Raw genomic sequence first — 14,017 nt, 5'->3', positions numbered from 1 at the left:
GGGGCGGCGCGGCGGCCGTCCCGGGGTGGTACGCGTGCGGTTACTCCGGCGTACGGGCGTGCGGATTTCGTCGAGGGCGAACACGCGCGTACGGCCCCGGGCGCCGGACCCGGGGCCGTACGGACAAAGCGGGAGCAACCGGAGCGGCGTCAGCCGAGGTCGCCGGCCGCGGTGCGCTCGGCCAGCAGCACCAGGGTGCGGACCGAGGAGCCGGTGCCGCCCTTGGGGGTGTAGCCGAAGGGCGCGCTCTCGTGGAAGGCCGGGCCCGCGATGTCCAGGTGCGCCCAGGTGATGCCCTCGCCCACGAACTCCTGGAGGAAGACGCCGGCCAGCAGGCCGCCGCCGGCCCGCTCGCCGATGTTCTTCAGGTCGGCCACCGGGGAGTCCATGGTCCGGCGCAGCTCGGACGGCATCGGCATCGGCCAGGCCGGCTCGCCGGCCTCCTCGGCGATCTCGTGCAGGCTCGCGCGGAAGGCGTCGTCGTTGGCCATGATCCCGAAGGTCCGGTTGCCCAGCGCCAGCACCATCGCACCGGTCAGCGTCGCGACGTCCACGATCGCGTCGGGACGCTCCTCCGAGGCGCGGGTCAGCGCGTCGGCGAGCACGAGGCGGCCCTCGGCGTCGGTGTTCAGCACCTCGACGGTCTTGCCGTTGTACATGGTCAGCACGTCGCCGGGGCGCATCGCGTTGCCCGACGGCATGTTCTCGGCGAGCGCCAGCCAGCCGGTGACGTTGACCGCGAGGCCCAGCCGGGCGGCGGCCACGACCGCGGCGAACACCGCGGCGGCGCCGCTCATGTCGCACTTCATGGTCTCGTTGTGGCCGGCCGGCTTCAGCGAGATGCCGCCCGAGTCGTAGGTGATGCCCTTGCCGACGAACGCCAGGGTCTTCTCGGCCTTCGGGTGGGTGTGGGCGATCCGCACGAGGCGCGGCGGGTTGTCCGAGCCCTGGCCGACGCCCATCAGGCCGCCGTAGCCGCCCTTCTTCAGGGCCTTCTCGTCCAGCACCTCCACCTTGAGGCCGAACTCCTTGGCGGCGGCCTGGGCCTGCGCCGCGAAGGTCTTGGGGGTGAGGTCGTTGGAGGGGGTGTTGATCAGGTCGCGGGCGCGGTTGACCTCGGCGGCCAGCGCCTCGGCGCGCTCGGCGGCGGCCTTGTGCGCCTTGTCGCGCGGCTTGGCGCCGAGGAGCGCGACCTCGGCGAGCGGCGCGGACTTGGCGTCGGCCTTCCCGCGGCCGGCCTTGGCGTCGCCGTTGCTCCGGTAGGCGGTGAAGGCGTACGCGCCCAGGAGCGCGCCCTCCGCGACCGCGGCCACGGACTCGGCGTCCTCGGCGGGCAGTGCGAAGCCGGCCTTCTTGGTGCCGCCCAGGGCGCGCGCTGCGCAGCCCGCGGCGCGGCGCAGCGCGTCGAGGTCGTAGTCCTCGTCCGCCGCGGGGACCTCGCCCAGGCCGACCGCCAGCACGACCGGCGCCTTCAGGCCGGTGGCGGGCAGCTTGGTGATCTCGCCCTCGGCACCGCTCGCGCCGAGGGTCTCCAGTACGGCGGCGAGCTTGCCGTCGAACGCCTTGTCCACGGCCTGCGCGCCGGGGGCCAGCACGGCGCCCTTGGCGCCCTTGGCCAGGCCGACGACGACGGCGTCCGCGCGCAACGTCGCGGCGGAAGATGTGCTGAGGGTCAGTGCAGTCACGGTGATGAAAGTCCTGTTCCGTCCGGGAATCCGTTCGCGCCGAGGGCGCTGCTGCGGCCGAGCCTACGCTCGGGTCCGCCGTGCGTAACCGCTTGATGCCGTATCGGCCCGTACTGTCACACCTGTAACACCTGTCCCGGGAGCCCCGAACACCTTCTCCCGTGGGAGGAGTTGCCCGTTCCGCCGGCACCGGGCCGGTCGACGCCGCGGCCTTCCGGGTCAACATCCGTGCGGCGGATGAGACGTGCGTCACAGTCGGGGCGACTGCGGGATACCCGGCCCCGAACCTTCGCATGATGTGCACGAGCCTGCCCGGTGTGCTTCCGGAGGCAGGGGGGACTTCCGGGGGGAAGGGACTGCGCCCATGGGCAGCAACGTCACATCGGCCGGACGGCCGGCCAGAGCCGTTTCCGTACTCGCCACCGCGATCCTGACAGCGCTGCCCCTGGCGGTGGGGCTGCCCGCCGCGCAGGCCGCGCCGGCCGGGCCGGGCGCCGCGGCCGCCGCCGAGCCGCGCATCGACCTGCGGGTGCTGGTCGTGTCCGACGGCAGCGACTCCACCGAGGCCATCGCCTCCGAACTGCGTGGCCAGGGAATCCCGTACACCACCGTCGACCTGACGGCCCCGGGCCGTCCGGTGATCGACGAGGCGTTCCTCGGCGACACCGTGGACGGCAGGCCGCGCGCGAAGTTCCAGGGCGTCGTGCTGCCGAACGACAACCCCTTCGGCTCCGCCGCCTCCTCGGAGCTCGCGGCCCTGAAGGCGTACGAGGCCACATACAAGATCCCGCAGGTGGACGCGTACACCTACGCCCGGCCCGCGGTCGGGCTGCGCACGCCCGACGACGGCGGCTACGCGGGCGTGCTGGACGGCTTCGCCACCCGGACCACCGACGCGGGCAAGGCGGGCCCCTTCGGCTACCTCAAGGGCCAGGTGCCCTTCGAGGACGCCGACGCGCAGGTCTCCGAGGCGTACGGCTACATCGCGCAGCCGGTCGCGAACCCGCCGGCGGGCGCGACGTTCACCTCGTATCTGGACGCGGCGGTGCCCGGCACCTCCGCGCGCGGCTCGCTGGTCGGCGAGTACGCCCACGACGGGCGCCGCGAACTGGTCGTCACCTTCGCGCAGAACCGTTATCAGCAGCAGTTCCGCCTGCTGGCCCGGGGCATCGTCGACTGGCTCACCCAGGGCGTCCACCTCGGCCAGAGCCGCAACTACTTCTCCGTACAGGTCGACGACGTCTTCGCGCCGGACGCCCGCTGGGACACCGCGAACAACTGCACGCCGGGCGACTTCGACTGCGCGCCCGGCGTCCCGGAGACCACGCCGGTCCGGATGACGGAGGCGGACGCCGCGTACGCCGCCCAGTGGCAGCGCGAGCGGAACTACCGGCTCGACATGGTCTACAACGCCGGCTCCGGCGAGGAGTGGAAGTACGAGCACGGCGGCGTGGACGCGCTGGCCGACCGGCTGCTCGCCGACAAGGCCGAGTACCGCTGGGTCAACCACACCTGGACCCACCCCTTCCTCGGCTGCGTCCAGGACACCTCGGTCGTCCCCTGGCGCTGCTCCAAGGACCTGTTCGGCGCCACCCGGTGGGTGAGCCGCGGCGAGATCGCCTCCGAGATCGAGAAGAACCACGCCTGGGGCGTGGCCAGGGGGCTGGACGTGGACGCCGCGGAGCTGGTGACCGGCGAGCACTCCGGGCTGAAGTCCCTGCCGCAGCAGCCGCAGGACAACCCCAACCTCGCGCCCGCGCTCGCGGCGACCGGCGCCAAGTGGGTGGCGAGCGACAACTCGCGGGAGTCCGCGCAGCGGGCCGTCGGCGCGGCACTGACCGTCCCGCGCTACCCGATGAACGTGTTCTACAACGTGGGCACGGCGGCCGAGGAGACCGACGAGTACAACTGGATCTACACGAGCAAGGCCGACGGCGGCAGCGGGGTCTGCGAGACCGACCCCCACTCCACCTGTCTCCCGGAGCCCCTGCCGACGTCGACGGGCTACGCCTCGTACATCGTCCCGCAGGAGGCGCGGACCGCCCTTGGTCATGCTCTGGCCAACGATCCGCGGCCGCACTACATCCACCAGTCGAACCTGGCCGAGGGCCGCATCGCCTATCCGGTTCTGGACAAAGTTCTGGCCGACTATCGCGGGTTTTTCGCCGACAGCACGCCGGTCGTCAACCAGCGGCACCGGGACATCGGGCGCGAGATGCAGCAGCGTGCGGCCTGGCAGCGGGCGCTGGACGCCGGTTCCGTGACGGCGTACAGAATTGGCGACGTTGTCACCGTCACGTCGCCGGCGGGGGTGGCCGCTCCGGCTACGATGCCGGACGGAACCACGACACAACTCTCTGATGGGACCAAGGAATTCGGCACTCGTTATGCCGGACGGGTTTCGGAGTGGGCCACGGCGCAGTCGCCCGGAGCGGTCGTCACGCTCAAGCTCCCGACGACCGCCTGACGAGTCCTCGGCACCGCCCGGTCCGCGACCCCGACCGGGCGCGCCGGGCGGTCGGCGTCCTCCCACCGCCCCCGTCCCGCAGTACCCCGCACCGCAGCACCACCGCGCCCGCTCCGGCACCCCGGCGCGCGACACCGCACCCGCGTTCAGGCATCCGTACGGACGCGCGGGTACGGACGCGCCCGTACCGGTGCCCCACGGGCGCGCCCGCACACCGGCGCCGCGCCTTCGCACCGTCCCCGCTCACGTCCCCGCGGAAGCGCACGCCGTACCAGGCCGGCACGGCCGCCGGCCGCCCCACGCGTGCGCACGGTGCCCGCAGCACCCGCGCCCGCGCGCCCCACACCGCACCACCCAGCACCTGAATCCCGGGGGGGAACAGCCATGAACGCAGCCCTGTACGAGGTCGGCAGCCGAAGTCCGCGGGCCGACGACGCACCACAGCCCGGCAGGCACGTCACCATGCTCACCGAGGGAACCTACCCGCACGTCCACGGCGGCGTCTCCACCTGGTGCGACCAGCTCGTACGGGGCATGCCCGAAGTCCGCTTCAACGTCATCGCGCTCACCGGCAGCGGCCGGGAGCCGGTGACCTGGGACCTGCCCGGCAACGTCTACGCGCACTCCTCCGTCCCCATGTGGGGCCCGCCGCCGGGCCGGCGCACCCACGGCCTGTCCCGGGGCCGCGAGCGCCGCCGCTTCGTCGACACCTACGAGCGCTTCCTGCTGTCCATGCTCGACCCGCAGTCCTGCACCGACTTCGGCACCGAGCTGTACGCGCTGGCCGCGCTCGCCCGCGAAGGACGGCTCAGCGCCGCGCTGCGCACCGAGTCGGCGCTGCGCTCCCTGATGTGGATCTGGACCCTGCCGCACGTCGCCACGCGCGCGGCGAAGCCCACCGTGCACGACGCGCTGACCGCCACCGACCTGCTGGAACACGCCCTGCGGCCGCTGTCCGTACGGGTACCGACCGACAGCGTCGCGCACGCGGTCAGCAACGGCCTGGCCTGCCTGCCCGCGCTGGCCGCCAAGAAGTTCGACGACGTACCGTTCCTGCTCACCGAGCACGGCATCTACCTGCGCGAGCGCTACCTCGGATACCGCCGCGACGCCCAGCGCTGGCCCGTCAAGGCCCTGATGCTCGGCTTCTACCGGCAGCTGACGATCGAGAGCTACCGGGCCGCCGACCTGGTAACGCCGTGCAACAAATACAACACGCGCTGGGAAGAGCGCGGCGGCACCCCGCCCGAGAAGATCCGCACCGTCTACAACGGCGTCGACGTGCAGCTGTTCCCGCACGCCGAACAGGAGCCGGACGTGCCCACCCTGAGCTGGGCCGGGCGGATCGACCCGATCAAGGACCTGGAAACCCTCATCCGCGCCTACGCGCTGTGCCGCGCCGAGGTCCCCGACCTGCGGCTGCGGCTGTTCGGCGGGGTGCCGGCCGGCGGCGAGGCGTACCAGACCCGCTGCGAGAAGCTGGCCGCCTCGCTCGGCGTGACCGACGGGCTCAGCTGGGAGGGGCGCATCGACGACGTGGCCCGCGCCTACGCGGCCGGCAGCATCGTCATGCTCTCCAGCATCTCCGAAGGCTTCCCGTTCAGCCTGATAGAGGCGATGTCCTGCGGCCGTTCCACCGTCTCGACCGACGTCGGCGGGGTGCGCGAGGCGGTCGGCGACACCGGGCGCGTGGTACCGCCGCGGGAGCCCGAAGCGATGGCCAAGGCCACCCTGGAACTGCTCAAGGGCGGCTGGGAGAAACGCGCCGAACTCGGCAGCCGGGCCCGCCAGCGCGTCATCGACCAGTTCACGCTGCGCCGCTCGGTCGACGGCTTCCGCACCATCTACCGCGAACTCGACGGCGCGGCCCAGGCCGCGGACCAACCGCAGGAGGAGTGGACCCTCCAACTGCGCGGACCGTGGAACACCCCGCTCACCGCCGACGGGGCGGGCTGATGAGCGGATCCCTGTGGCTGGTACCCGGCGAGGGCCAGGACCGCACGGACGACCTCCCGGACGTGCCGCGGCCCCAGCGCCCCCACTGGGCCGCGCCCGACCCGGTCGACGAACTCGCCCACCGCATGGGCGACCTGATCGCCGCGGCCGTGCACCCCGACGAGATCGCCGCCATCATCGAGTCCGACGGCATGAGCGACGACCAGATCAAGCTCACCTACGGGCGCGAGAACTCCTTCGCCCTCGCCGAGGAACTGTGGGAGCGCGTCCCGCGTACGTACCCCGAACCGGACCGCCCGTTCACCGACCCCTGGCGGGTCAGCCTGCTCGGCTGTCTGCTGCGCGCCCTGGTCTTCGCCCTGCCGGGACTCGCCTACATCGTCGGCTCCCACCTGCTCACCGGCCCGCCGGACGCCCGCGGGCTGCCCGCGGGCACGCTGCCGCTGCTGGCGGGCGCGCTGACCGGCTGGGCCTGGAACCAGGCGCTCGCCCACCGCGCGTACTCCTGGCTGGGCGTCGGCGAACGGTGGCCCGCCGCCCGCGCCCTCGCCCTCGGCGCGCCCGCCGGAGCGGCGGCCGGCGCGCTGATCGCCTGGGCCGCCGCCGGCATCGACGCCGACGCCCCCGGCTCGGTGGCCTTCGCCGCCGGCCAGGCCGTCTACCTCGGCGCCGCCACGGCCCTGCTCGTCTTCGGCCGCGAGCGGTGGCTGCTGTGCGCCCTGGCGCCGGTCGGGCTCGGCGCCGCGCTGATGGCGGTGTACGTGCCGCCGGACGCCGTGCGGACCGCCCTGCTCGTCCTCTCGCTCGGCACGGCGGTCGCGCTGGCCGCCGTCACCGTCCTGCGCTGCCGCCGCGAGCCGCGCACCGACGGGCCGGCGCCGCGCGCGGTCGCGTCCGTGCCGTACGGGCTCTTCGGCCTCGCCGTCGGCGTCCTGGTGCTGCACACGGCGCTCGGCGACGTCCTGCGGTACGGGGAGAGGGCCCAGGTCGCCGCGCCCGCGGCGGTGGCCCTCACGCTCAGCATGGGCCCCGCCGAATGGCTGCTGTACCGCTACCGCAGCCGCGCCCTGGCCGGACTGCGCACCAGCACCACCCCGGCCGGCTTCTGGCGCGCCACCTCCGGGGCGATGGCCTGGTGCCTGCTCTGCTACCTCGCCGTGCTCGCGCTCCTCGGCGCGGCCGGAACCCTGCTGTGGCAGGGCGGGCCGCCGGCGGACGCGCCGCACGCCCTGGGGCTGCTGTGCCTGGGCACGGTGCTGTGGATCGCGCTGCTCCTCCAGGCGTTCGGTGCCGTGCCGGTCGCGGCGGCGGTGTGCGGCGCGGCCGCGATCGCCCAGACCGTCGTCCTGGCCACCGGGCCGCTGTCCCCGGCCACCGGCCAACTGGCGGTCTGCGGCGCCGCCGCGCTCGTCCTGGCCGCCCTCGGCTCCACCCTGCTCGCCCGCGTCACGGCCCACCGCTGAGGCACGGGGCCCCAGTTGGCCGCCGACCGGTGCCCGTGGGCCGGTGCCGGGTCCCCGCACCCCCACCCATATCCTCAGGATCTCACCGTAATTCGTCATTTCCGGATGTCCTGACAGGAGCCCCGTCCATGACCCGGCCGTCCCCGCGACAGCCCGACCCGCCCTCCCGCCGACTGCTGGTCCCGCTCTACGAGCACCCGGCGGAACGGCCGGACGCCTGGCGGCGGCTGATCGCGGCGGCACCCGACCTGTACGGCGTCGTACTCAACCCGGCCAACGGCCCCGGCACCGCCCCCGACCCGCACTTCGCCGAGGTCGCCGGGCAACTGAGGGAAGCGGGCGTCCGCACCCTCGGCTACACCGACACCGACTACGGCCGCCGCCCGCACGCGGCCGTCGTCCAGGACCTGCTGCGGCACCGCGACTGGTACGCGGCCGACGGCGCGTTCTTCGACCAGGCCGCCGCCGGCGCCGGGCTCCTCGCGCACTACAACCGCCTGGCGGTCGCCGCGCGCGCGGCCGGAGCCCGTACCGTCGTCCTCAACCACGGACTCCACCCGCACCCCCGCTACCTCGACTTCGCCGACCTGCTCGTCACCTTCGAAGACACCTGGACGGCGTACGAGACCGCGGAGATCCCGGCGTGGACCGCCCACCACCCGCCCGAGCGGTTCTGCCACCTCATCCACGGCGTGCCCGAAACGTGTGCGCGGGCCGCCGCCGAACTCGCCTCGCGGCGCGGCGCCGCCGTGCACTGCGCCGTCCCCGGCACCGTGCCGCACCCCTGGGACGCACTCCCGCCCTACCTGGAGACACCCCGATGAACCCCCCGCACCTCCGCAAGAGACTCCCGCTCCTCCTCGGGGCGCTCCTGCTCGTCACCACCGCCTGTTCCCAGGTCCCGTCAGGACCGCACGACGAGCCCAGCCCCGGCACGAGCAGCGGCTCCGGCAGCACGGGCGGCCCGGGGGGCGGCAAGCCCCGCCCCGTCTGGCGCCCCGAGCCCGGCGTCGCCTGGCAGTGGCAGCTCACCGGCAAGCTGGACCTCTCCGTCGACGCCCCCGTCTACGACATCGACGGCTTCAACCAGAAGGCGGCCACGGTCGCCGACCTCCACAAGCGCGGCCGCAAGGCCATCTGCTACATCAGCGTCGGCGCCTACGAGGACTTCCGCCCGGACGCGCGCCACTTCCCCAAGGACGTCATCGGCGAGGACAACGGCTGGGAAGGCGAGCAGTGGCTCGACATCCGCCGCCTGGACGTGCTGCGCCCCCTGATGGCCAAGCGCTTCGACATGTGCCGCGACAAGGGCTTCGACGCCGTCGAGCCGGACAACGTCGACGGCTACAAGAACGACACCGGCTTCGACCTGACGGCCGGCCACCAGCTCGCCTTCAACCGCATGATCGCCAAGCTGGCCCACGACCGCGGCATGTCCGTCGGCCTCAAGAACGACCTCGACCAGATCCCCCAGCTCGTCGGCGACTTCGACTTCGCCGTCAACGAACAGTGCGCCCAGTACGACGAGTGCGCGGCCATGACCCCGTTCATCAAGGCGGACAAGGCCGTCTTCCACGTCGAATACGAACTCCCGGCCGACCGCTTCTGCACCTCCACGAAGCGCCTGCGCCTCAGCTCCATGCAGAAGCGGCTGCATCTGGACGCCTGGCGGAAGGCGTGCTGAACGGCGGAGCGAAGTGAGGCGGTGGACGCGCAGGCAGGCCTGTACCGCGGTACAGGCGGCGATGGCGGCCTGCGCGGCCCTCGCGCTCGCCGGCTGTACGGCGGAGGACGGACGGTATGCCGAGCGGGCCCCCGGCCCCGCCGCACGCGCAGTGACCGTGGTGCGCGACGACGTCACCTACCCTCTGACCGTCGAGATCACGGACTGGAAGGTAGGGCCGCATCCGCAGGTTCCCGCACGGGGAGACGCTGTGCGCTTCACCTACCGCACCACGAAAACAGGTCACCTGCCGACCGTCGTGGCAAAAGTCGCGGTCTGCGCGGTGGACTCGGCTGACGTCGTGCTGCTGTGCGACAACATCAGCGTGCACGACGAGAGTCCGGGCGGCTCACGGGTCGAGGACGGTGACTCCTGGATCGGCCCCTCGCCAGGCCTGAAACCGGGCCTGTCCGGTACGGCCCGTGTCCTGCTCGTTCCCGACCAGCTACTGCTCGGACCGCACGCCGGCGACCCCAAGGACGACGACGGCTACGTCCCGCCCCGCATCCCGGGACCGGGCGAGCGGCTGCGCACCGGCTGAACGGCCTCCCGGCGGCAGACGGGCCCGGGCGCGGCCCCGCTCACCCCAGTGCCAGCACGAGCACCGCCACCACCCCCGTCAGCTCCGCGATGGCGCCGAAGACGTCGCCGGTGATGCCGCCGAAGCGGTGGCGGCAGCGGCGCAGGGTCGCTTCGCCCGCGGCCAGGGCGAGGAGGGCGGCCAGGGCTGTGTGGAGGGCGCCGGACGGGCCGGCGTGGGTGCCGGCGGCCGCGGAGAGGGCGATGACGGCGAGGGCCGCGGCGGCTGCCAGGCGCGGCGGTACCGTGCCGGCCACGGCGGCGCCCAGGCCCTCGGGGCGGGCCGGGGGGACGCCGGTGCGGGCGGCGAGGGTGAGGGCGCAGCGGGCCGTGACGGCTGCGACGACGGCGGCCGCCGCGCCGTGCGCCCAGCCCTGTTCGTACAGGTGGGCCAGGGCGGCGACCTGGGCCAGCAGCGTGAAGAGCAGGGTGATGACGCCGAACGGGCCGATGTCGGACTGCTTCATGATGCGCAGCGCGTCCTCGGCGGGTCTGCCGCTGCCCAGGCCGTCGGCGGTGTCGGCGAGGCCGTCCAGGTGCAGGCCGCGGGTGAGCACGGCGGGGACGGCGGCCGTGGCGACGGCGGCGAGCAGGGGGCCGCTGTCCAGGAGGAGCAGCAGGGTGCCGAGGGCCGCTGCCGCCAGTCCGACGACCAGGCCCGCCACGGGCGCGCACAGCATGCCGCCGCGGGCCGCCGGCCGGTCCCAGCGGCGCAGCCGTACCGGCAGCACGGTCAGGGTGCCGAAGGCGAAGCGCATGGCGTCCCCGAGGGTGGGGGAAGGCGAGGGTCCTGAGGGGGCGGCGGCGTCGTTCATCGCGGCAGGCTAACCCGGCCGTCCCGGACCGTACGGCGCTAAATTGCCCCTATACGCGACAAATGGGGAGTACGTGGCATGGGTCACTGGTGGTTCCGCAACATCATCGAGCCGGGGAAGTTCCCCCTGCTGCTCGCGCTCGTCTCCTTCGTGGTGACGTTCGCCGTGACCCGCATGATCACCCGGCTGATCCGGGCGGGCAAGGGCCCCTTCCGCAACATCTCGCCGGGCGGCCTGCACATTCACCACGTCGTGCCGGGTGTGGTGCTCATGGTGATCGGCGGGTTCACCGCCATCGCCGGCGGACGCCACGGGTACGGGGCGGGGATAGCCGCGGTGCTGTTCGGGATGGGCGTCGGGCTGGTGCTGGACGAGTTCGCGCTGATCCTGCACCTGGACGACGTGTACTGGAGCGAGCAGGGCACCAAGAGCGTGGAGATCGTGATCGTCACGGCCGCGCTGGTGGCGCTGATCCTCGGCGGCGCCCTGCCGTTCGGGGTGAACGAACTGGACCCCGACGAGTTCCACAACCGCTTCCGGGTGGCGCGGACCGTGGGGATCAACTTCCTGTTCGCGCTGGTGGCGCTCTTCAAGGGGAAGGGCAGGCTGGCGGTGATCGGGGTGTTCGTGCCGTTCGTGGCGCTGTTCGGGGCCGTCCGGCTGGCCCGGCCCAACTCTTTGTGGGCGAAACGGTTCTACCGGCGGCGCCCCAAGGCCCGCGCCAAGGCGAAGGTACGCGCCTTCCGGCACGACCGACGCTGGAACGGGCTGCGCCGCCGCGTGAACCACGTCATCGGCGGGACGCCGACCCACTGAGCCCGGTCCTGCCGTTCCGGTGAGCGGTACGTGCTAGGCAGCGGCTCTGACCCGCTGCTCGCCCCGCGGCTTGCGGCGCCGGTGCAGCACCTCCCACGCCCCGCACAGGGCCAGCACCGCGACGACGGCGGCGATGTGCTCCCGGCCCGCCAGGTTGTTCTTGATGAACACGACCTCGTAGACCATCGCCAGCACCACCAGCGCGCAGGTGAACCACGCGCGGTAGACCCAGCACACGAAGATCCCCAGGCCGACCACGGCCGCCGAGGGGCCGGTGTCGTGGACGAAGGCATCGGTCGGCGGGAGGCCGATGGGGTTGTCGGGGCCGAGCCAGATGCCGATCCGCGCGTACATCGTCCCGGCGAGCGTGGCCGCGTACGCGATGGCCAGCGTCCGGGCCCGGCCCAGGCAGATCTCGCAGATGCCGAAGACGAGCAGGAGCTGCGCCAGCGCGCCCCACACCGGCAGGTCCAGCGCGGGCACGAACAGCGACAGCGGGGTGCGCAGCAGCGCCAGCCACAGGTGCTCGTCGGCCTGGACGGAGCCGATGTTCTGGATGAACTGGTAGCCCCAGGACTGGTTCTGGACGATCTGGAAGAGGGAGGTGAGCAGGATGGCGGAGATCGTCATGGGGATCGCCAGCAGCTTCTTCGCGCGGAGGCCGGACCATACGGTCCTGACCAGCAGGCCCCACTCGGCACGCACGGCGCGGCGCAGGGCCGGCTCGCTCATCTCTTCGTCTCCAGGTGTTTGCGGTTGAGCCACTTCGGCAGGCCGGGGGCTTCCAGGAACCCTTCGGCACGGGCGGCGGCGAGGCCGATGCGCAGCAGGTCGGTGCTCTTCTCGAAGAGCATGTACCGGGGCTCCCAGATGGGCCGGTATTTCGCGTTGGCGCGATAGAGCGATTCGATCTGCCACCACCGGGAGAAGAAGCTGAGCAGCGAGCGCCACAGGCGCAGCACCGGGCCCGCGCCGAGCCGCGAGCCGCGCTCGAAGACGGAGCGGAACATCGCGAAGTTCAGCGACACCTGCGTGATCTCCACCTCCTTCGCCCGCTGGATCAGCTCCAGGACCATGAACTCCATCAGGCCGTTCTCGGAGTCCCGGTCGCGGCGCATCAGGTCCAGCGACAGCCCCTTGGCGCCCCACGGCACGAAGCTGAGGAGCGCGCGCAGCTCGCCGTCCGCGTCGGCGCATTCGAGCATCACGCAGCGCCCGTCGCCGGGGTCGCCGAGCCGGCCGAGCGCCATCGAGAAGCCGCGCTCGGTCTCGCCGTCGCGCCAGTCGTCGGCCAGCTCCAGCAGTCGGCCCATCTCCGCTTCGGGAATGTCCTCGTGGCGGCGGATGCGGACGGTGTAGCCGGCCCGCTTGACGCGGTTGTAGGCCTGCCGGACGGTGCGCATGGCCCGGCCGTCGAGCGTGAACTCGTCGGTGTCCACGATGGCCTCGTCGCCCAGTTCCAGCGCGTCCAGGCCGTGCCGCGCGTAGATCGTGCCGCCCTCCTCGCTCGCGCCCATCACGGCCGGCGTCCAGCCGTGCGCGCGGGCCTCGGCGAGCCACAGGTCGATGGCGCCCGGCCACGCCTCGGGGTCGCCGATCGGGTCGGCGGAGGCCAGCGAGACCCCGCCGACGACGCGGTAGGTGACGGCGGCCTTGCCGGTGGGGGACCAGATGACGCTCTTGTCGCGGCGCAGCGCGAAGTAGCCCAGCGAGTCCCGGTCGCCCTGGCGGGCCAGCAGGTCGCGCAGCCGCTCCTCGTCCTCGGAGGTGATCAGGTCGGTGCTGCGTACGGAACGGAAGGCGGCCCACAGCACGAGCAGCAGGAGGACGGTGCTCATGATGTTGATGACGACGTTGACCCAGTTCGGCGTGGCGATGCCGGGGAAGCGGTCCTCGTCGGCGGCGATGGAGACCAGCCGCATCACGCCGTAGCGCCAGCGGTCGGTGAAGGTGGCGCGGTGGCCGTCCTGCGCGGTGTTGGCGAGGGTCACGAAGAGCGCCGCGAGCAGCGAGGTGACCAGCAGGCCGCCGAGCGCGACGGCCGCGGCCAGCTTGGGGTTGGAGCGGTCGCCCTTGGCGTAGAACTCCCTGCGGCCCAGGACCAGGGACACCACGAACAGCAGGGTCACGGCGAAGGAGAACCAGTTCTGCGCGTGCCGACGGAACTCCGGCGCCGCCACCATCGCCAGGGCGAACAGCACCAGGAAGAGCCCGGACAGTACGAGGTTGAGTATCCACGCGGCGCGTTTGCGGCGCCGCATGGTGACCGCGAAGAACAGCGAGAAGACGCCGGACGCGAAACCCGCCGTGAGGAGGTACGGGGTGAAGAACTCGGCGACGTTGTGGCGGCGGATGTCCTGTCCGAACGACACCCACACGGCGCTGAGGAAATTGATGAAGGTGACGGCACGCAGGTACCACACGGCGAACGCGGCGCCGCGCTGTGACCACCGACCGCGGGTGCGGTCCTCATCCGGGCTCAAACGGACTTCTCCCATGAAGCTGGATCATAT

Annotated in this window: 11 protein-coding genes; 7 read left to right on the top strand and 4 right to left on the bottom strand. The window is 72.8% G+C overall.

What is annotated here, in order from left to right:
* Window positions 1-149: 149 nt before the first annotated feature.
* On the bottom strand, window positions 150-1,685 hold the full coding sequence (locus ACH4K4_RS18965; protein WP_398168530.1) for a leucyl aminopeptidase: 1,536 nt from the start codon (window positions 1,683-1,685) through the stop codon (window positions 150-152).
* A gap of 364 nt (window positions 1,686-2,049) precedes the next feature.
* Between ACH4K4_RS18965 and ACH4K4_RS18960 the strand changes: the two genes are divergently transcribed.
* The 6 genes from ACH4K4_RS18960 (at window position 2,050) to ACH4K4_RS18935 (ending at window position 9,835) form a co-directional block, all read left to right on the top strand.
* Complete coding sequence (locus tag ACH4K4_RS18960; protein ID WP_398168529.1) at window positions 2,050-4,152, top strand: hypothetical protein; 2,103 nt, start codon at window positions 2,050-2,052, stop codon at window positions 4,150-4,152.
* A 462-nt stretch (window positions 4,153-4,614) separates the two neighbouring features.
* Window positions 4,615-6,108, top strand: coding sequence for a GT4 family glycosyltransferase PelF (gene pelF / locus ACH4K4_RS18955; protein ID WP_398168710.1), 1,494 nt, complete (start codon window positions 4,615-4,617; stop codon window positions 6,106-6,108).
* A complete protein-coding gene (locus tag ACH4K4_RS18950; protein ID WP_398168528.1) occupies window positions 6,108-7,571 on the top strand; it encodes a hypothetical protein in 1,464 nt (487 codons plus the stop codon). The genes pelF and ACH4K4_RS18950 overlap by 1 nt, the downstream gene beginning before the upstream one ends.
* A 128-nt stretch (window positions 7,572-7,699) precedes the next feature.
* Window positions 7,700-8,395, top strand: a complete 696-nt coding sequence (locus ACH4K4_RS18945; protein WP_398168527.1) for a spherulation-specific family 4 protein — start codon at window positions 7,700-7,702, stop codon at window positions 8,393-8,395.
* Window positions 8,392-9,255, top strand: coding sequence for an endo alpha-1,4 polygalactosaminidase (locus tag ACH4K4_RS18940; RefSeq protein ID WP_398168525.1), 864 nt, complete (start codon window positions 8,392-8,394; stop codon window positions 9,253-9,255). The genes ACH4K4_RS18945 and ACH4K4_RS18940 overlap by 4 nt, the downstream gene beginning before the upstream one ends.
* A gap of 13 nt (window positions 9,256-9,268) precedes the next feature.
* Window positions 9,269-9,835, top strand: coding sequence for a hypothetical protein (locus ACH4K4_RS18935; protein ID WP_398168523.1), 567 nt, complete (start codon window positions 9,269-9,271; stop codon window positions 9,833-9,835).
* Between the two features lie 40 nt (window positions 9,836-9,875).
* On the opposite strand, the gene ACH4K4_RS18930 is transcribed toward ACH4K4_RS18935, so the two are convergent.
* Window positions 9,876-10,688, bottom strand: coding sequence for an adenosylcobinamide-GDP ribazoletransferase (locus ACH4K4_RS18930; protein ID WP_398168522.1), 813 nt, complete (start codon window positions 10,686-10,688; stop codon window positions 9,876-9,878).
* A gap of 78 nt (window positions 10,689-10,766) precedes the next feature.
* Between ACH4K4_RS18930 and ACH4K4_RS18925 the strand changes: the two genes are divergently transcribed.
* Complete coding sequence (locus ACH4K4_RS18925) at window positions 10,767-11,504, top strand: hypothetical protein (protein WP_398168520.1); 738 nt, start codon at window positions 10,767-10,769, stop codon at window positions 11,502-11,504.
* Between the two features lie 33 nt (window positions 11,505-11,537).
* Here the strand turns inward: ACH4K4_RS18925 and ACH4K4_RS18920 are convergent, their stop codons facing one another.
* On the bottom strand, window positions 11,538-12,236 hold the full coding sequence (locus ACH4K4_RS18920; RefSeq protein ID WP_398168519.1) for a hypothetical protein: 699 nt from the start codon (window positions 12,234-12,236) through the stop codon (window positions 11,538-11,540).
* Window positions 12,233-14,002 carry a phosphatidylglycerol lysyltransferase domain-containing protein gene (locus tag ACH4K4_RS18915; protein WP_398168518.1) on the bottom strand — a complete coding sequence of 590 codons (1,770 nt, stop codon included), beginning with the start codon at window positions 14,000-14,002 and terminating at the stop codon, window positions 12,233-12,235. The genes ACH4K4_RS18920 and ACH4K4_RS18915 overlap by 4 nt, the downstream gene beginning before the upstream one ends.
* Window positions 14,003-14,017 lie beyond the last annotated feature (15 nt).

Origin of the sequence: Streptomyces sp. NPDC017529 (assembly GCF_044329785.1) — a bacterium.
Lineage (GTDB): Bacteria > Actinomycetota > Actinomycetes > Streptomycetales > Streptomycetaceae > Streptomyces.
This window is presented reverse-complemented; position numbering and strand designations above follow the sequence as displayed.